13 protein-coding genes are annotated in these 18,200 nt (G+C 67.5%); all 13 read left to right on the top strand.

Going from position 1 to position 18,200, the window contains the following annotated elements; genetic code table 11:
* Window positions 1–13: 13 nt before the first annotated feature.
* Complete coding sequence (tssF, locus tag PIN01S_RS25160; RefSeq protein ID WP_084339656.1) at window positions 14–1,807, top strand: type VI secretion system baseplate subunit TssF; 1,794 nt, start codon at window positions 14–16, stop codon at window positions 1,805–1,807.
* Window positions 1,771–2,793: a type VI secretion system baseplate subunit TssG gene (gene tssG, locus PIN01S_RS25155; protein ID WP_084339655.1), complete on the top strand. Its 1,023-nt coding sequence runs from the start codon at window positions 1,771–1,773 to the stop codon at window positions 2,791–2,793. Before tssF ends, tssG begins: the two co-directional genes overlap by 37 nt.
* Complete coding sequence (gene tssH / locus PIN01S_RS25150) at window positions 2,790–5,408, top strand: type VI secretion system ATPase TssH (protein ID WP_084339654.1); 2,619 nt, start codon at window positions 2,790–2,792, stop codon at window positions 5,406–5,408. The genes tssG and tssH overlap by 4 nt, the downstream gene beginning before the upstream one ends.
* A gap of 10 nt (window positions 5,409–5,418) precedes the next feature.
* A complete protein-coding gene (locus PIN01S_RS25145) occupies window positions 5,419–6,936 on the top strand; it encodes a sigma-54 interaction domain-containing protein (protein WP_084339653.1) in 1,518 nt (505 codons plus the stop codon).
* Between the two features lie 46 nt (window positions 6,937–6,982).
* On the top strand, window positions 6,983–7,117 hold the full coding sequence (locus PIN01S_RS25140; protein ID WP_084339652.1) for a type VI secretion protein: 135 nt from the start codon (window positions 6,983–6,985) through the stop codon (window positions 7,115–7,117).
* 18 nt (window positions 7,118–7,135) lie between these two features.
* Window positions 7,136–8,329: a type VI secretion system-associated FHA domain protein TagH gene (gene tagH, locus PIN01S_RS25135; RefSeq protein WP_084339651.1), complete on the top strand. Its 1,194-nt coding sequence runs from the start codon at window positions 7,136–7,138 to the stop codon at window positions 8,327–8,329.
* 5 nt (window positions 8,330–8,334) lie between these two features.
* Window positions 8,335–8,817 carry a type VI secretion system lipoprotein TssJ gene (tssJ, locus tag PIN01S_RS25130; RefSeq protein ID WP_084339684.1) on the top strand — a complete coding sequence of 161 codons (483 nt, stop codon included), beginning with the start codon at window positions 8,335–8,337 and terminating at the stop codon, window positions 8,815–8,817.
* Between the two features lie 3 nt (window positions 8,818–8,820).
* Complete coding sequence (gene tssK, locus PIN01S_RS25125; protein ID WP_084339650.1) at window positions 8,821–10,146, top strand: type VI secretion system baseplate subunit TssK; 1,326 nt, start codon at window positions 8,821–8,823, stop codon at window positions 10,144–10,146.
* A gap of 2 nt (window positions 10,147–10,148) precedes the next feature.
* Window positions 10,149–11,024, top strand: coding sequence for a type IVB secretion system protein IcmH/DotU (gene icmH, locus PIN01S_RS25120; RefSeq protein WP_084339649.1), 876 nt, complete (start codon window positions 10,149–10,151; stop codon window positions 11,022–11,024).
* 15 nt (window positions 11,025–11,039) lie between these two features.
* Window positions 11,040–14,582 (top strand): type VI secretion system membrane subunit TssM, encoded by a 3,543-nt coding sequence (gene tssM, locus PIN01S_RS25115; protein WP_084339648.1) that lies wholly within the window; start codon window positions 11,040–11,042, stop codon window positions 14,580–14,582.
* Window positions 14,582–15,313, top strand: coding sequence for a PP2C family protein-serine/threonine phosphatase (locus tag PIN01S_RS25110; protein ID WP_084339647.1), 732 nt, complete (start codon window positions 14,582–14,584; stop codon window positions 15,311–15,313). The genes tssM and PIN01S_RS25110 overlap by 1 nt, the downstream gene beginning before the upstream one ends.
* Window positions 15,314–15,323: 10 nt before the next feature.
* Window positions 15,324–16,325 carry a serine/threonine-protein kinase gene (locus tag PIN01S_RS25105; protein WP_170837170.1) on the top strand — a complete coding sequence of 334 codons (1,002 nt, stop codon included), beginning with the start codon at window positions 15,324–15,326 and terminating at the stop codon, window positions 16,323–16,325.
* A gap of 21 nt (window positions 16,326–16,346) precedes the next feature.
* Window positions 16,347–18,200, top strand: a 1,854-nt coding sequence (locus tag PIN01S_RS25100) for a type VI secretion system Vgr family protein (RefSeq protein ID WP_084339646.1), incomplete at its 3' end; no start/stop codon positions are given.

The following is an 18,200-nucleotide window of genomic DNA, read 5'->3' as shown; positions in this document are numbered from 1 at the left end:
CAAGGATCGATACATGTCTTTCAACCACTACTACCAGAGCGAACTGACTGCCCTGCGCCAGCTCGGCAAGCGCTTTGCCGAGCGTAGTCCAGCGCTGGCGCCGTTTCTCGGGCAGAGCGGGCGCGATCCGGATGTGGAGCGTCTGCTGGAGGGTTTCGCCTTTCTCACTGGCCGGTTGCGGCAGAAGCTGGACGACGAGCTGCCCGAACTGACCCATTCGCTGATGCACCTGCTGTGCCCCAACTACATGCGTCCGCTGCCGTCGTTCAGCATGTTGCAGTTCGAGCCGCTGCAGCGACCGGGGCCAGCGTTACGAGTGGCGCGGGGTACGCCGGTGGAATCCGAGCCGATCCAGGGCGTGAAGTGCCGCTTCCGTACCTGCTACCCCACCGATGTCCTGCCGCTGGATCTGACCGGCCTGAACTACTCGGCGAAAGGCGACGGCGCGCTGCTCGACCTGCGTCTGACGATGACCGCCAAGGGCCATATCAATGATCTGGGGCTGAAGCAGTTGCGCCTGCATCTGCACGGCGAGCGTTACATCGCCCAACTGCTCTACCTGAGCCTGCTGCGCTACCTCGGCCGAATCGAAGTGGTGCTGCTGGATGCCGAGGGCCAGCCGCTGAGCAAGGACGCCAACGGCAACGCCCAGGCCGACCTGACCCTCGGCGCCGACAAGGTGAGCCCGGTGGGTTTCGCCGAGGACGAAGCGCTGATCCCGTATCCGCTGAACACCTTCCGAGGCTACCGCTTCCTGCAGGAGTACTACGCCTTCCAGGACAAGTTCCTGTTCGTTGACGTGGGCGGGTTGGAGGCGATCCGGCGGCTGCCCGAGGCGCTGCTCGAAAAGACCCAGGGCCTGATGTTGCGCTTCCATATCCAGAAGGCCGGCGCGCAGCGCATCCGCCCCACGCGGGACAACGTGCGCCTGTACTGCACGCCGGTGGCGAACCTGTTCAGCCACGACGCCATCCCGATCCGCCTGGACGGCAAGCAGGACCAGTACCTGCTGCTGCCGGCGGAATTCGACTCGCGTCACTGCGGCGTGTTCTCGGTGGATCGCGTCACCGGCTGGAAGCCCGGCGGCACCGGTTACGAGGAATACGTACCGTTCGAATCCTTCGAGCACGACCAGAGCTTCGACGTCCCGGTGGCGCGGCCGCATTACAGCGTGCGCCAGCAGCCGTCCATGCTCGGCGACGGCCTGGAGACCTACCTGAGCTTCGGCCTGCGCGACCTGGAGCAGCACGAGACGCTGTCCATCGAGCTGACCTGCACCAACCAGAACCTGCCGAGCCAGTTGAAGGAAGGGGCGATCTGCGAAGCCAGCGAAGGCACCCCGGAGTTCCTCAAGTTCCGCAACATCTGCGCGGCGACGCCGAGCTACGCGCCGCCGCTGCACCGCGACTTCCTCTGGAAGCTGATCAGCAACATGTCGCTGAACTACCTGTCGCTGGCCAACGTCGAGGCGCTCAAGGTGATCCTCGAGACCTACGACCTGCCGCGCTACTACGACCAGAAGGCCGCCAGGGTCAGCCGCAAGCAGCTCGACGGGCTGATGAGCATCCGCCACCAGCACGTCGACCGACTGTACCGCGGCCTGCCGGTGCGCGGCGTGCGCACCGAGCTGGAAATCGACCCGCAAGGCTACATCGGCGAAGGCGACGTGTTCGTCTTCGCCTCGGTACTCAATGAATTCTTCGCCCTCTACGCCAGCCTCAACTCCTACCACGAGCTGCGCGTGAAGAGCACCCAAGGAGAGGTATACGAATGGACGCCACGCATGGGCATGCAGCCCCTGCTCTGAGCCGGCTCAGCCAAGGCATCCGTGAGTACAACCTGTTCCAGGGTGTGCTGCTGGTGCTGGATCGGCTGCGCCAGGAAAATCGCGACAAGGCCGACGAAGAGACGCTGTACGAGCGCATCGAATTCCAGGCCAACCCCAGCCTGGGCTTCCCCGGCAGTGATATCGATCGCGTGCAATTTTTCACCGAGCACGGCGAGACCCGCGCGCGCCTGCGTATCAACCTGGTGAGCCTGTTCGGCGCCGGCTCGCCGCTGCCTGCCTTCTACGGCGAACAGGCCCTGGGCGACAGCGCCGAAGGCGGCAACCCGACGCGCGACTTCCTCGACCTCTTCAACAACCGCCTGCAACGCCTGATGCTGCCGATCTGGCAGAAGTACCGTTACCGCGTGCAATTCCGCAGCGGCGCCGAGGACCCGTTCTCCGAGCACCTGTTCGCCCTGATCGGCCTTGGCGGCGAGACGCTGCGCGAAACGAAAGAGCTAAACTGGAAGCGCCTGCTGCCCTACCTCGGCCTGCTCAGCCTGCGCGCCCACTCGGCGGCGCTGATCGAATCGGTGCTGCGCTACTACTTCAAGCATGCCGAGCTGAACATCGAGCAGTGCCTTGAGCGCCGGGTGGAAATCATCCCGGCGCAGCGCAACCGCCTCGGCCGCGCCAACAGCCAGCTCAGCGAAAGCCTGGTGCTCGGCGAGCGGGTCCGCGATCGCGGCGGCAAGTTCCGCATCCACATCCGCCAGCTCAGCTGGGAACGTTTCCACGAATTCCTGCCGATCGGCACGGGCTACCAGCCGCTCTGCGCGCTGGTGCGCTTCACCCTGCGCGATCCGCTCGACTACGACCTGCGCCTGGAGCTGCGTCCGGAAGAAATCCGCGACCAGCGCATCGGCGCAGAAAACCCCTGCCGCCTCGGCTGGACCAGCTGGCTCGGTCGCGAACGCGCCGACGGCCTGGTCACCCTGGGCCATTCAAGGACCGAAAAACGATGATCAATGTCGATTTGCAACAACTGGTACAGGCGCTGGACGCCGAGACCCGCCGCGACCTGGAAGCGGCCGCCGAACGCTGCGTGATCCGCGGCGGCAGCAAGATTCTCGTCGAGGACCTGCTGCTCGGCCTGTTGGAGCGCCCGGAAAGCCTGCTGACCCGTGCCTTGCAGGATGCCGAAGTGGAGCCCGGCGAACTGGCCAAGGCGCTGCAACCGCGCGGCGAGCACAGCGAATCGCGCAACCCGGTGTTCTCCACCGAACTGGTGCAATGGCTGCAGGACGCCCTGCTGGTGGCCAGCCTCGAACTCGGCCAGAGCCAGATCGACCAGGCCGCGCTGATCCTCGCCCTGCTGCGCAACCCGCTGCGCTACGCCGGCAGCCACTACCAGCCGCTGCTGGCGCGGATCGACATCGAGCGCCTGCGTGAGTTCGCCCTGGCCCAGCAGCCGCAGCAGGCCACCGGCAAGCCTGCCACTGGCGGCGAATCCAACCTGGCACGCTTCACCCACAACTTCACCCAGCAGGCCCGCGACGGCAAGCTGGACCCGGTGCTCTGCCGCGACGCGGCGATCCGCCAGATGATCGACATCCTCGCCCGTCGGCGGAAAAACAACCCGATCGTGGTCGGCGAGGCCGGCGTCGGCAAGACCGCCATCGTCGAGGGCCTCGCCCTGCGCATCGCCACCGGCGAGGTGCCGGAGGTGCTCAAGGGCGTCGAGCTGCTCTGCCTGGACCTCGGCCTGCTGCAAGCCGGCGCCAGCGTGAAGGGCGAGTTCGAACGGCGCCTGCAAGGCGTGATCGACGAGGTGAAGGGCTCGCCGAAGCCGATCATTTTGTTCATCGACGAAGCCCATACCCTGATAGGCGCCGGTGGCCAGGCCGGCGGTTCGGACGCCGCCAATCTGCTCAAGCCTGCCCTGGCCCGGGGCGAGCTGCGCACCATCGCCGCCACCACCTGGAGCGAATACAAGAAGTACTTCGAGAAGGACCCGGCCCTGGCCCGCCGCTTCCAGCCCGTGCAACTGCACGAGCCGACCGTGGACGAAGCGGTCACCATCCTGCGCGGCCTGGCGCCGGTCTACGAGAAGAGCCACGGCATCTACCTGCGCGACGACGCAGTGGTCGCTGCCGCCGAGCTGTCCGCCCGCTACCTCGCCGGCCGCCAGTTGCCGGACAAGGCGGTGGACGTGCTCGACACCGCCTGCGCCCGCGTGCGCATCAGCCTGGCCGCCGCGCCGGAAGCCCTGGAACGCCTGCGCGGCGAGATCGCCGAGGGCGAGCGCCAGCGCGAAGCCGTGCGCCGCGACCTGGATGCCGGCCTGAAGATCGACGAAGAAGCCCTGGCGCGCCTGGAAGTCCGCCTCGCCGAGGCCCTCGCCGAGCTGGAACAACTGGAAACCCGCTGGGACCGGCAACGCGAACTGGCCGAGCGCCTGCTCGACCTGCGCAAGCGCTGCGCCACCGTGCGCCAGGTGCCGGCCGTGGAAGCCCAGGAAGAAGAAAACACTGCGGGCGAGGCGCAACCAAGCCTGGCGCAACTGGAAGCCGAGCTGCGCGAAGCCCAGGCCGAACTGGCCGCCGCCCAGGCCAGCGAGCGCCTGGTCAGCCATGAAGTCTGCCCGCGCCTGGTCGCCGAAGTGATCAGCCACTGGACCGGCGTGCCGCTGTCGCAACTGGCCCGCGAGCACAACAGCAAGATCGTCACCTTCGCCAGCGACCTGCGCCAGCGCGTGCGTGGCCAGGAGCAGGCCATCGCCGCCCTCGACCGCGCCATGCGCGCCACCGCCGCCGGGCTGAACAAGCCGGATGCGCCGGTCGGCGTGTTCCTGCTGGTCGGCCCGAGCGGCGTCGGCAAGACCGAAACCGCCCTGGCCCTGGCCGACCTGCTGTACGGCGGCGAGCGCTTCCTCACCACCATCAACATGTCCGAGTTCCAGGAGAAGCACACCGTCTCCCGCCTGATCGGCGCGCCTCCGGGCTACGTCGGCTATGGCGAGGGCGGCATGCTCACCGAGGCGGTGCGGCAGAAGCCCTACTCGGTGGTGCTGCTGGACGAGGTGGAGAAGGCCGACCCGGACGTGATGAACGTCTTCTACCAGATCTTCGACAAGGGCGTGGCCAACGACGGCGAGGGGCGCGAGATCAACTTCCGCAACACCCTGATCCTGATGACCTCCAACCTGGCCAGCGAGCGCATCGCCAGCCTCTGCCAGGGCGGCCAGCGCCCGGCGGCGGAAGACCTGGAACTGGCGATTCGCCCGGTGCTCAGCCAGCACTTCAAGCCGGCGCTGCTCGGCCGCATGCGCGTGGTGCCTTACTACCCGGTGGATGGCGAAGTGCTGCGCGAGCTGGTTGCGCTTAAGCTGGCCCGCTTCGGCGAACGCCTGGAGCGCCGGCAGTTGCAGTTCAGCCACTGCGAAGCCCTGGTGGACAACCTCGCCGAACGCTGCACCCACGCCGACAGCGGTGCGCGGCTGATCGACCACCTGATCGACCAGCACCTGCAACCGCTGGTGGTGGACCGCCTGCTCGACGCCATGGCGGCCGGCGAATCCCTGCAGCGCGTACACGCCACCCTCGATGGCGAAGGTTCGGTGGTCTGTGAGTTCGCTTAAGGTCCCGCCGATGTTCGCCCAGGTTCCCCAGCCGCTGCGCTACGCCGAGACCCTGCTCGAATGCTTCGCCAGCCTGGCCCGGGCGGCGGATGCCGATAGCCTGCTCGGCCGCCTGGTGGAAGCGTCGGCGCAACTGTGCGGCTGCGAGCTGAGCCAGCTCTACCTGCTGGACGATACCCACACACGGCTGATGCTCAGCGCGGCGTGGCACGACGGCCGCCTGCAACCGTGCGAGGCCAGCCTGTCCAGCGACTTCGACGGCTACGACAGCGAGCAACTGCTGCAGTACTGCCTGCGCCAGAACCAAGTACTGAGCCTGGCGGAACTGGAGCCCGGCCTGCACGAGACCGGCTTTCTTCCGGAAACCGCATATCCCTGGCGCAGCCTGCTGTGCATACCGCTGCACGACGAGCAGGGCCACGTCAGCGGGTTGCTGCTGGCCGCCGCCCAGTCCTCCCGCGACCTCGGCGTGTTCGCCGATTCGCTCGGCCGCCTCGGCGCCTTCGTCGTCGCCCAGCATCACCTGCTGCTGCGCCTGCGCGCCCCGCGCGACGAAGCGCCCAGCCAGCCGGCCGCGCAGCCCGGCGGCAACGCCTACGGCCTGATCGGCGACAGCGCCAGCATGCGCGCCGTCTACCAGTTGATCGGCAAGGTCCTGCACAGCCCGGTCAACGTGCTGCTCACCGGCGAGACCGGCACCGGCAAGGAACTGGTGGCCCGCGCCATCCACGATTGCGGCCCGCGCCGAAGCAAGCCCTTCGTCGTGCAGAACTGCGCGTCGCTGCCGGAACACCTGTTGGAGAGCGAGCTGTTCGGCTACCGCAAGGGCGCCTTCACCGGCGCCGACCGCGACCGTCCCGGCCTGTTCGACGCGGCCAACGGCGGCACCCTGTTCCTCGACGAGATCGGCGACATGCCCCTGCCGTTGCAGGCCAAGCTGCTGCGCGTGCTGCAGGAAGGCGAGGTACGCCCGCTGGGCTCCTCCGAGACGCACAAGGTGGACGTGCGCATCGTCGCCGCCACCCACCGCGACCTGCACACCCTGACCGAGGAAGGCCAGTTCCGCGAGGACCTGTTCTATCGCCTGTCGCACTTCCCCATCGAGCTGCCGCCGCTGCGCGAGCGCGAGGAAGACATCCTCCACCTTGCCCGCCATTTCGCCGACAAGGCCTGCGCCTTCCTCCAGCGCGACTTCTGCCGTTGGTCCGACGCGGCGCTGGAGCATCTGGCCGGCTACGCCTTCCCGGGCAACGTGCGCGAACTCAAGGGCCTGGTCGAACGCGCCGTGCTGCTCTGCGAGGGCGGCGAGTTGCTGCCCGAACACTTCAGCCTGCGCCAGGAGCTGATCGCCACGGATTGCAGCCTGAACCTGCGCGAACGCCTGGAGCGCGTCGAACGCAACCTGCTGGTGGACTGCCTGCGCAAGAACCGCGGCAACCAGACCAGCGCCGCCCAGGAACTGGGCCTGCCGCGCCGCACCCTGCTGTACCGCATGCAGCGCCTGCGCATCAGCCCGGCCGATCTCTGAGACGAACCGAATGAACCCCTTATCCCCTACCCACGGAGGCCCCCACATGCAGTACCGCCACTGGCCCGCCGCCCTGTTGATCCTGGCCCTGTCCCTGGCCGGTTGCAGCGGCAACTACAAGTTCAACGACGACGAATACCGCCCGCTGGGCGATCCGCAAGCGGTCAACCGCGGCAACTGACGCGAGGAGCGACACACCATGGAACTGGTCTTCGATATGGTCGGCGCGCAGCAATTCGTGCCCGGCCTGCTGACGACGAAAACCTTCAAGCAGGCGGGCGGCGTGATCGGCCGTGCCGAGGATTGCGACTGGGTGATCCCCGATCGCAAGAACGTGGTGTCCAAGCACCACGCCCAGGTCAGCTACCGCGATGGCGCGTTCTACCTGACCGACACCAGCAGCAACGGCATCCAGCTCAAGGACAGCGGCGCCAGCCTGCAACGCGGCCGGCCGCAGCGCATCGAGCACGGCGGCATCTATTGCCTGGGCGACTTCGAGATTCGCGCACGGCTGATCCAGGACCCGGCCTCGTTCGAAGGCGATATCGGCCGTCCGCAGCCTGCCGGCAGCATCATCCCCGACGACGCCTTCCTCGACCTCGACCCGCTGACCGCCCTCGACCAGCAGGAGCGCGTCTACGCCGAGGTGGACGAACTGATCGCCCTGACCACGCCGCGCCAGCAGCCGGCACAGCAGCGCGACTACGCGCGCATCGACATGGAAAGCCTGCCGGTCCCGGAGCTGGTGATGCCGGAAGCGGCGCCCCAGCCGAAGCCCGCGCCCGAACCGGAACGCCTGCCGCCAAGCTTCTGGGAACGCTTCGGCGAGGCCCTCGGCGTGCGTCTCGACGATCTCGACGACGACGCCCGCGAAGCCCTGGCACTGAACGCCGCCCGGCTGCTGCGCCTGAGCGTCGGCAACCTGCAGCAGAGCCTGCGCACCCGCGCCGAGCTGAAGAACGAGATGCGCCTGGGCCTGACCACCGTGCAGAGCGCCGGCAACAACCCGCTCAAGCACAGCAGCGACGCCCGCGAAACGCTGAACGTGCTGCTGCGCGGCGGCAAGCCCGGCCAGCTACCTGCCGAACAGGCCATCGGCCGCGCCTTCCGCGACCTGCAGGCGCACCAGGTGGCGCTGGTCGCCGCCAGCCGCGCGGCAGTCAAGGCGATGCTCGAACAGCTCTCGCCGGAACAGCTCAGCCTGCGCTTCGAGCGCGAGAGCAAGCCGCTGGTCGCCACCGCCGGCAGTCGCTGGCGCGCCTACCGCCGTCTGCACGACGCCATGCAGCGCGACGACGACTGGAGCGAGCGCCTGTTCGCACGCGACTTCGCCCAGGCCTACGAAGAACAGGTGCGCCTGATCGCCACCCTCGACACGAACCTCCAAGGATGATCGCCATGTCCCGCCTCATCACCCTGGCCCTGCTCGCCACCCTGTCCGTCCTCGGCGGCTGCTCCGCGCTGTCGCCCTACTCGGACCTCACCAAGCTGGACCTGCAACTGGCCGGCAGCGAGCGGCTCAACCCCGACCTCAACGGCCGGCCCTCGCCTATCGTCGTGCGGCTGATCGAACTCAAGCACCCGGTGGCCTTCGAGAACGCCGATTTCTTCTCGCTCTACCAGCGTCCGAAGGAAGCCCTGTCGCCCGACCTGGTGACCCAGGAAGAACTCGAACTGCGCCCCGGTGAGACGCGCGAACTGAAGCTCACCACCCAGGAAGGCAGTCGCTACGTCGGCGTGCTGGCCGCCTACCGCGACCTGCCGGAAGCCAACTGGCGCTTCGTCATCCCGATCGAAGCCAAGGCGCTCAACCGTGCCGAACTGAACCTCGACGAGCGTGGCATCCACGCCGTCGACCCGCTCGCCAAGAAGGACGACTAAGCCATGACCATGCAAAAAGTGATCTGGCAGGAAGGCATGCTGCTGCGTCCGCAGCACTTCCAGCAGAGCGACCGCTACTACGACTACCAACTCAAGACCCGCACCCGCACGCTGGAACTCTACGCCTGGGGCTTCTTCGACCTGGAGATCGACCGTCAGTCCCTCAACACCGGCAAGCTGGTGGTCAACCAGGCCAGCGGCATCCTGCCGGACGGCACCCTGTTCGAGATCGACCGCGAAGCGATCGCCATCGACGTGCCGCCGAACACCAGCAACATGCCGGTCTACCTGGCGCTGCCGCTGGCCACCGGCAACCACATCGAGGCCCGCCGCCCCGATCAGAAGGACGTGCTGGCGCGCTACATCGCCTTCGACGAGGAAGTCGCCGATACCAACGCCGGCGAGAACAGCAGCAGCCAGGTGAGCACCGGCCACCTGGACTTTCGCCTGCTGCTGGGCGAACAGCAGAGCGACCACGCCTACGTGAAGCTCAAGCTCTGCGACATCCTCGACACCACGCCGGACAAGGCGATCACCCTCGACCCGGACTACATCCCGACCTTCATCGACTTCCAGGCCTCCGGCTACCTGCTGTCCTGCCTGAAGGAAGTGATCAGCATGCTCGGCCACCGCGGCGACATCCTCGCCGAGCGCATCCGCGCCACCGGCAAGGTGGGCGGCGCCGAGGTCGGCGACTTCATGATGCTGCAACTGATCAACCGCTACGAACCGGTGCTGCGCCATTATCTGGGCGTCGAGCGGGTCCACCCGGAGCAGATCTACCGCGAACTGCTCGGCCTGCTCGGCGAGCTGGCGACCTTCTCCAGCGAGACCAAGCGTCCGCGCCTGGACAGCCGCTACCAGCACAGCGACCAGGGGCTGTCGTTCCGCAAGCTGATGGACGCCATCCGCCAAGTGCTGTCGATGGTGCTGGAACAGCACGCCATCGAGCTGCTCCTGCAACAGCGCCAGTACGGCATCCAGGTCTCTCCGCTGCACGACCACAAGCTGCTCGGCTCGGCCTCCTTCGTGCTCGCCGCCAGCGCCGAGTGCGATTCCGAGGAACTGCGCAACCGCCTGCCGGCGCACCTCAAGGTCGGCCCGGTGGAACGCATCCGCCAACTGGTCAACCTGCACCTGCCGGGCATCAAGGTGAAACCGTTGCCGGTGGCGCCACGGCAGATCCCGTTCCACTCCGGCAAGACCTACTTCGCCTTGGAGCTCAGCTCCGAGGAGCTGGCGCAGTTGGAGCGCTCCGGCGGCTTCGCCTTCCACGTATCCGGCGAGTTCACCGGGCTTGAGCTGAAATTCTGGGCGATCAGGAACTGACTATGACCACCAAGGAAATGGAATACGGCCAGGATGACAAGACGGTCATCCTCAACCGCAAGGGCGATGCTCCGGCGCAGAGCCCACTGACCGATTTCGCCGCCGCGCCGAAGTTCGAGCAGTTGGAAGAGCGCATGATCTACGCCGCCCGCCTGCGCCCGGCGGAAACCTTCAACATCAGCCTCAACCCGCTGGTGGCCGCCGCCGCCCCGCTGCTGTCGGAAGTGGTGCGGCTCAAGCACAGCCAGGAGACCGAGGATCTGCGCGCCCTCAACGCGAGCCTGAGCAGCGCCATCAAGCTGTTCGAGCACCACGCCCTGCACGACGGCGCCGAGAGCAGTCAGGTCATGGCCGCGCGCTACGTGCTCTGCACCGTGGTCGACGAAGCGGTGGTCACCACCCCCTGGGGCAACGAGAGCGCCTGGTCGCAGATGAGCCTGCTGTCGAGCTTCCACAACGAAACCTTCGGCGGCGAAAAGTTCTTCCAGTTGCTCGAACGCCTCTCGCGCAACCCGGTCAAGCACCTGCCGATGCTGGAGCTGATGTACCTCTGCCTGTCCCTGGGCTTCGAGGGCAAGTACCGCGTACAGCCGCGCGGCATGCTCGAACTGGAAGCGGTGCGCGACAGTCTCTACCGGCAGATCCGCCAGTTGCGCGGCGACGTTCCGCGCGAGGTCTCGCCGCACTGGCAGGGCCTGAAGGACACCCGCCGGCGCCTGGTGCGCATCGTGCCCTGGTGGCTGGTCGCCCTGTTCACCCTGGTCTGCCTGGGCGTGATGTACGCCGGCTTCGCCTGGGTCCTCGACCAGCAGCGCGACACCGTTCTGCAACCGTACCAGCCCGTCGACCCGACCACCCAGGTCGAGCAACAGCCGTAACTAGGACGTAACGCCATGAAGGATTTCTTCGGCAAGCTTGCCGCCTTTTTCCGCAAGACCTGGGTCTGGAGCCTGTGCCTGCTGCTGGTACTGTCGCTGCTGATCTGGTTCGTCGGCCCGCTGTTCGCGGTCAACGACTACAAATTCTGGGAATCCCCGACCAGCCGCCTGCTGACCATCGCCGCGCTGTGCCTGGCCTGGGGCCTGTTCATCGTCTTCACCAGCTGGCGCGCCACCCGCCGCAAGCAGGCCGAGGCCAGCGACGAGGAGGCCCAGGAGCGCCTGCGCCGCGAGGGTCTGATCACTGAAGAACAGAGCATCCTCACCCGCCGCTTCAAGGACGCTCTGGTCACTCTGCGCAGTTCCAGCCTCTACCGTGGCCGCAGCGAACGCTGGCGCAACGAGCTGCCCTGGTACCTGGTGATCGGCCCGGCGAAGAGCGGCAAGACCAGCCTGCTGGATTTCTCCGGCCTGGACTTCCCGCTCAACCGCGGTACCAACGAGCGCCTGACCAAGGACGTCTCGGGCACCCGCTACGCCGACTGGTACTTCGCCGACCACGCGGTGCTGATCGATACCGCCGGCCGCTACCTGACCCAACCCGACGCGCAGGTCGACGGCCGCGCCTGGGACACCCTGCTCGGCCTGCTGCGCCGTCGCCGGACCCGTCCGCTCAACGGCGTGCTGGTGAACATCCCGGTGGACACGCTGCGCCACAGTACCGAAGCCGAACAGGAAACCCTGGCCCGCCAGGTCCGCCAGCGCCTCCAGGAAATCCGCCAGCGCCTCGGCGCCGACGTGCCGGTCTACCTGGTGATGAGCAAGGCCGACCAGTTGCTCGGCTTCGACGAATTCTTCGACCAGCTTTCCCGCGAGGAGAGCGACCAGGTGCTCGGCGTCAGCTTCCGCAAGGAACAGAACGGCACCGACGCCGGCGTGGTGCGCCAGGAGTTCGAAGAGCTGCTGCGCCGCCTGAACAGCCAGGTCATCCTGCGCATGCACCAGGAGCGCGACACCCAGCGCCGTGGCCGCATCCTCGACTTCCCGCACCAGCTCGGGAAGATCGGCGAATCCCTGTGCCTGTTCATCGAACTGGCCTTCGCCGGCAACCGCTACCAGCAGGAAAGCCAGCTGCGCGGCTTCTACCTGACCACCGCGCCCTACCTCACCAAGGCGCTCGACGAGGAAACCGCCGCCCTCGGCGACAACCTGGGCGGTTTCGCCACCAAGGCCCTGCCCATGCTGCGCGCCGGCCGTGCCCGCTTCATCAACCATCTGCTGAGCCGGGTGATCTTCCCCGAGGCCGACCTCGCCGGGCTGGACCAGAAGGAAGTCCGCCGCATCGACTGGGGCCAGCGCGCCCTCTATGCCGGTGCCTTCGCCTGCCTGGTGCTGTTCGGCCTGTTCTGGGCCAACGGCTTCTCGGCCAACCACGACCGCCTCGAACAACTGCGCGACATCGCCCAGAAGCTCGGCCGCGAGCGCCAGGCGATCGACCCGCAGGACGATGCCCTGCAAACCCTCAAGGCCCTGGACAACAGCTACGCCGCGACCCAGGTCTTCCCGCCCAAGGCCGACGTCTCCTACTTGCAGCGCGGCGGTTTCTACCAGGGCGAGCAGGTCGATCCGACCGTCCACCAGGCTTACCGCCGGCAACTGGAAGAACTGCTCCTGACCCGCGTCGGCCGGCAGCTCGAAGCGCAGATCCGCGCCAACCTGAACGACCGTGAGCGCCTGCTCGGCAGTCTGCGCGCCTACCTCATGCTGAACCTGGAAGAGCGCCGCGACGCGGGCTTCCTCAAGGAATGGCTGGCCGCCGACTGGTCCCTGCGCTATGCCGGCAACGCGGTGGCGCAGAACGGCCTGAACAGCCACTTCGACCGCCTGCTCGGCGAGTCCTTCACGCCCTACCCGCTCAACGCCCCGCTGGTCGCCCAGGCGCGCCAGGTGCTGCGCAGCGAATCGCTGGCCAACGTGGTCTACCGCATGCTCCGCGACCAGGCCCGCAGCCTGCCGGACTACCGCCTGAGCCAGCGCCTTGGCCCGCAAGGCGCACTGTTCGTCGGCGCCGACTACGCCATCCCCGGCTTCTACACCCAGAACGGCTACCAGAAATTCTACGTTGCCCAGGGTGCCGACCTGGTGCGCGAGATCCTGCGCGACAACTGGGTGCTGGGCGAAGGCGACAGCCTCAGCGCCAATGACCTCGGCCGCCTGATGGTGGAGATGGAGCAGCTGTACTTCCGCGACTACGCCAACTACTGGGGCGAAGCCCTGTCGCAACTGGCGCTGGAGCCCATCGGCAACGCGGCCCAGGGCGCCCTGCAACTGACCGGGCTGACCGCGGCCAACTCGCCGCTGCTGCAACTGCTGGTGGAAATCCGCGACAACACCCGCTTCGCCGGTCTGGCCGAAGCCGCGGGCAGCGCCGGCGAAGCCGCCGGTGCGCTGGAAGGCGCCAAGGGCAAGCTCGGCAAGGCCGCCAAACTGGCCAGCGCCGCCGCCGAACAGGCCCAGGCCGCCCTGGCGAAGAACGTCCCCGACACCGCACGCAAGACCCTGGAGCGTCGCTTCGAACCGCTGCACCGCCTGCTCGACGACAACGGCGGTGCCTCCGCCGAACTGGCGCCGACCCTGCAGGCCCTCGACGCCCTGCAACTGCAACTGGCCGGCCTCGCCCACGCCAGCGCGCCGGACCAGGCCGCCTTCGAACTGGCCAAGGCCCGCATGGGCGGCCAGCGCGACGCCATCAACCAGTTGCGCAGCAGCGCCGCGCGCCTGCCGCAGCCGGTCGGCAACTGGCTCGGCCTGCTCGCCGAAGACAGCTGGATGCTGGTGCTCAACGACGCCTACCACTACCTGAACCAGCGCTACCAGAGCGAGCTGTACGCCTTCTATAAAAGCTCCCTGCGCCAACGCTATCCGTTCAGCGCCCACAGCGCGAGCGACGTGGCGATCGCCGACTTCCGCGAGTTCTTCAAGGCCCAGGGGGTCGCCGACAGCTTCTTCGACCGCTACCTGAAGCCCTTCGTCAGCGGCAGCGCCGGCGAATACCAGTTGCGCCGGGTCGACGGCCGCGGCCTGCCGCTGTCGCGCGAGTTCCTCGCCCAGATGAGCCACGCGCAAACCATCCGCCGCAGCTTCTTCGCCGAGAACCCGAACGAGCCGCTGGTGCTGTTCAAGCTCGAACCCTACTCGCTGGACTCCAGCCTCGGCCGCGCCGACTTCCGCTTCGGCGACCAGCAGCTGGAATACCGCCACGGCCCCATCGTGCAGACCGCGTTCCGTTGGCCCGCCGAAGGCAGCGACGGACGCACCAGCCTGGTGGTGGAAGAACTGGGCGGACGCAAAGTGGGCATCGAGAAGAACACCGGCCCCTGGTCGCTGTTCCGCCTGCTCGACCTGATGCAGGTGGACTACCACAGCGGCCGCGACGTGCTGATTCTCAAAGCGGACCTCGGCGGCCTGCGCGCCAACTACCTGCTGCACAGCCAGCGCTCGCCGAACCCGTTCGACATCGCCCTGCTGCGCGACTTCAAACTGCCGGCGACGCTCTGATGGAGATCAGTGTCAGCCCTTGGCGTAGCGCTGCACGCACGGACATCGGCAAGGTCCGTGCGGGCAACGAAGACGCCTTCCTCGACCTGCCCGACCAGGGCCTGTGGGTGGTCGCCGACGGCATGGGCGGTCACCAGAACGGCGCCCTGGCCAGCCGGCTGATCGTCGAGAATCTCGCCGAGCTGCCGGCCGAAGGCGGGCTGGAAGAGCGTGTCGGGCGGGTACGCCAGTGCCTGCACCACCTCAACCGCCGGCTCGGCCAGGAACTCACGGTGACGGCCGAACGCCCCGACCCGGTGATCGGCAGCACCGTGGTCGCCCTGCTGACGGACAACGAGCGCGCCGCCTGCATCTGGGCCGGCGACAGCCGCTGCTATCTCTGGCGGCGCGGCCGGCTCTACCAGCTCTCGCGCGACCACTCGCTGGTCCAGCAGTTGATCGACGAGAACCAGCTCAGCCCCGAAGAAGCGGCGCGCCATCCCGCCGCCCACGCACTGACCCGCGCGGTGGGCGCCAGCGAGCACCTGGTGCTGGACATCCTCGAATTCGACACCTACCCCGGCGACACCCTGCTGCTGTGCAGCGATGGCCTCTACCAGAGCCTGTCGCCGGACGCCCTCGGCGCCGCCCTCAACCTGCCGTCCACCGGCATGGCGTTGCAGCGCCTGTTCGACCTGGCGCTGGACGGCCCGGCCCGCGACAACCTCAGCGCGGTGGTGATCCGCCGATGAGAGAACCCGGATGAGCGATCCCTTGCTGGCTTCCGCGGAAGCCTCCGACCTGACCTACTTCGCCTTCGCCGCCAGCGCCGTCGACAAACCGGTCGCACGGGCGGAGCCAGAGACGCCCCGCACCGCCCCCGGCGAACTGCCGGAGGTGCTCGGCGGGCGCTACCGAATCGAACGCCTGCTCGGCGTCGGCGGCATGGGCGCGGTATACCGTGCGCGCGACCTGCTGCGCGAGCAGTTCGGCGACCCGGAGCCCTACGTGGCGCTGAAAACCCTCAGCGAAGACTTCGCCGAATACCCCGACGCCAACGCCCTGCTCTACAGCGAATTCGCCCTCACCGCACGGCTCAGCCACCGGCACGTGGTGCGCCTGTTCGGCTTCGAGGTGGACACCGCCTGCCAGCGCGCCTTCATCACCCTCGAACTGCTCAAGGGCCCCACCCTCGACCAGTTGCTCAGCGAGCGCCCCGGGGGCCTGCCCTGGCAGGCGCTGAGCGAGATCGTCATCCCGCTGCTGGAGGCCCTGGCCTACTCCCACAGCCTCGGCGTGCTGCACGGCGATCTCAAACCCAGCAATGTGATGCTCGCCGACGACGGCCTGCGGCTGTTCGACTATGGTCTCGGCCAGCCGCTCGACGGCGTGCTGCCCGGCCTGCCGCGCCTGTGCCGCAGCCGTTTCGCCGCCTGGACGCCGCGCTATGCCGCCCTGGAACTGCTGGAAGGCGCGCCGCTCACCGCCGCCGCCGACGTCTACGCACTGGCCTGCGTGATCTACGAACTGAGCAGCGGCAGCCACCCGTTCCGCCGCCTCAGCGCCAAGCAGGCCAAGGCGATGGAACTGGACCGCGAACTGCAGCGCCCGGCGAACCTGCCGGCGCACTGCTGGCCGGCGCTGCGCACCGCCCTGGCGTTCGACGAAGCACGGCGCGACATAGACGCCGCCGGCCTGCTGGACGCTTTCCGCCGCCCCGCACCGGGGCTGCTGCAGCGGTTGCTGCGGCGTACCAATGGATGAGACGAGGACAAGGAAACCGCCATGTTCAATCCCGCCAACGAAACCCACTTCAGCCTCGTCATCGACGGTCTCGAACACGACCTGCAAGTGCTCGAATTCCGGGGCAAAGAGGCCATCAGCACGCCCTACCGCTTCGACCTCGAACTGGTCAGCGAAAAGCCCGACCTCGACCTGGAAAGCCTGCTGCATCGGCCCGCCTTCCTCGCCTTCACCCCGGACGGGCTCGGCGTGCATGGGCTGATCCATCGCGTCGCCCAGGGCGAATCCGGCAAGCGCCTGACCCGCTACCGCCTGCGCCTGGTGCCGCAACTGGCCTACCTCGCCCACTGCACCGACCAGCGCATCTTCCAGCACCTCACCGTGCCGCAGATCGTCGCCATCGTCCTGCAGGAACACGGCATTCTGGGCAACGCCTACCGCTTCCAACTCGGCCCGACTGTCTACCCTCAACGCGACTACTGCGTGCAGTACGACGAGACCGACCTGCACTTCATCCAGCGCCTGTGCGAAGAGGAAGGCATCCACTACCACTTCGAGCACTCGCCGGAAGGCCACGTCCTCGTCTTCGGCGACGACCAGACCGCCTTCCCCAAGCTCGGCCAGCCCACCGCCTACATCCAGGACAGCGGCCTGGTGGCCGACGAGCCGGTGATCAAGCGCTTCGGCCTGCGCGTGGAAGCGCGGACCAGCCGCGTCACCCGCCGCGACTACGATTTCGAGCAGCCCCACGTGCAGATGGAGGCCGCCTACAAACCAACCCGCGAGGCCGACGCCCACCCCGAGCCCGACCTCGAGGACTACGACTACCCCGGCCGCTTCACCGACCGCACCCGTGGCAAGCACCTGGCCAAGCGCGCCCTCGAACGCCACCGCACCGACTACCAGCTCGCCGAAGGCGACAGCGACCAGCCGAAACTGGTCAGCGGCCACTTCCTGGAAATCTCCGACCACCCTCACCGGGACTGGAACGACCTCTGGCTGCTCACCGCTGTCCACCACCACGGCAAACAACCGCAAGTGCTGGAAGAGAGCATCACGTCCTCGAACCCACTCGGTTCGGCTCCCTCGCCCCTCTGGGGAGAGGGCTGGGGTGAGGGGGCGGACTCAACCACCCGAACAGGGCCAACCCCCGGCGCAGACTTCACCCAAGGCTACCGCAACCACTTCACCGCCACCCCCTGGGACATCCACTTCCGCCCGGCGCTGAAGCACCCCAAGCCCCAGATTCTCGGCAGCCAGACCGCCGTGGTCACCGGCCCACCCGGCGAAGAAATCCACTGCGATCCATACGGCCGCGTGAAAGTCCAGTTCCACTGGGACCGCCACGGCGAACTCAACGAACACACCAGTTGCTGGCTGCGCGTCTCCAGCAGTTGGGCCGGTGACCGCTACGGCGGCGTCGCCATCCCGCGCATCGGCATGGAAGTGCTCGTCACCTTCCTCGAAGCCGACCCGGACCAGCCCTTGATCACCGGCTGCCTCTACCACAAGGAAAACCAGGTTCCCTACGACCTGCCGGCGAACAAGACCCGCACCGTCTTCAAGACCCTCAGCACACCCGGTGGCGGGGGCTATAACGAGCTGCGCATCGAGGACAAGAAGGGCCAGGAGCAGATTTTCATCCATGCCCAGAAAGACTGGGACGAGAATATCGAGAACGACCAGACCATCCGCGTCGGCCACGAACGTCACGACACCGTCGAGGCCAACAGCTACAGCGAGTTCCGCGCCGAGGAACACCTCACCGTGTTCGCCGACCGCAAGGCGGAAGTCAAACCCGACGACCACCTCACCCTCGGCCAGAGCCAGCACATCAAGGTGGGCATCGCCCAACTGACCAAGGTCGGCCAGGAAATCCACCTCAAGGCCGGACAG

The sequence above is a fragment of the Pseudomonas indica NBRC 103045 genome (genome assembly GCF_002091635.1).
GTDB classification, from domain to species: domain Bacteria; phylum Pseudomonadota; class Gammaproteobacteria; order Pseudomonadales; family Pseudomonadaceae; genus Pseudomonas_M; species Pseudomonas_M indica.
This window is presented reverse-complemented; position numbering and strand designations above follow the sequence as displayed.

Bases quoted from the DNA above. Each gene is read 5' to 3' on its own strand.
- tssG (WP_084339655.1), top strand. From the start codon at position 1,771: ATGGACGCCACGCATGGGCATGCAGCCCCTGCTCTGAGCCGGCTCAGC.
- PIN01S_RS25105 (WP_170837170.1), top strand. From the start codon at position 15,324: ATGAGCGATCCCTTGCTGGCTTCCGCGGAAGCCTCCGACCTGACCTAC.
- PIN01S_RS25140 (WP_084339652.1), top strand. From the start codon at position 6,983: ATGCAGTACCGCCACTGGCCCGCCGCCCTGTTGATCCTGGCCCTGTCC.
- tssF (WP_084339656.1), top strand. From the start codon at position 14: ATGTCTTTCAACCACTACTACCAGAGCGAACTGACTGCCCTGCGCCAG.
- tssK (WP_084339650.1), top strand. From the start codon at position 8,821: ATGACCATGCAAAAAGTGATCTGGCAGGAAGGCATGCTGCTGCGTCCG.
- PIN01S_RS25110 (WP_084339647.1), top strand. From the start codon at position 14,582: ATGGAGATCAGTGTCAGCCCTTGGCGTAGCGCTGCACGCACGGACATC.
- PIN01S_RS25145 (WP_084339653.1), top strand. From the start codon at position 5,419: ATGTTCGCCCAGGTTCCCCAGCCGCTGCGCTACGCCGAGACCCTGCTC.
- tssH (WP_084339654.1), top strand. From the start codon at position 2,790: ATGATCAATGTCGATTTGCAACAACTGGTACAGGCGCTGGACGCCGAG.
- tssJ (WP_084339684.1), top strand. From the start codon at position 8,335: ATGTCCCGCCTCATCACCCTGGCCCTGCTCGCCACCCTGTCCGTCCTC.
- icmH (WP_084339649.1), top strand. From the start codon at position 10,149: ATGACCACCAAGGAAATGGAATACGGCCAGGATGACAAGACGGTCATC.
- tssM (WP_084339648.1), top strand. From the start codon at position 11,040: ATGAAGGATTTCTTCGGCAAGCTTGCCGCCTTTTTCCGCAAGACCTGG.
- tagH (WP_084339651.1), top strand. From the start codon at position 7,136: ATGGAACTGGTCTTCGATATGGTCGGCGCGCAGCAATTCGTGCCCGGC.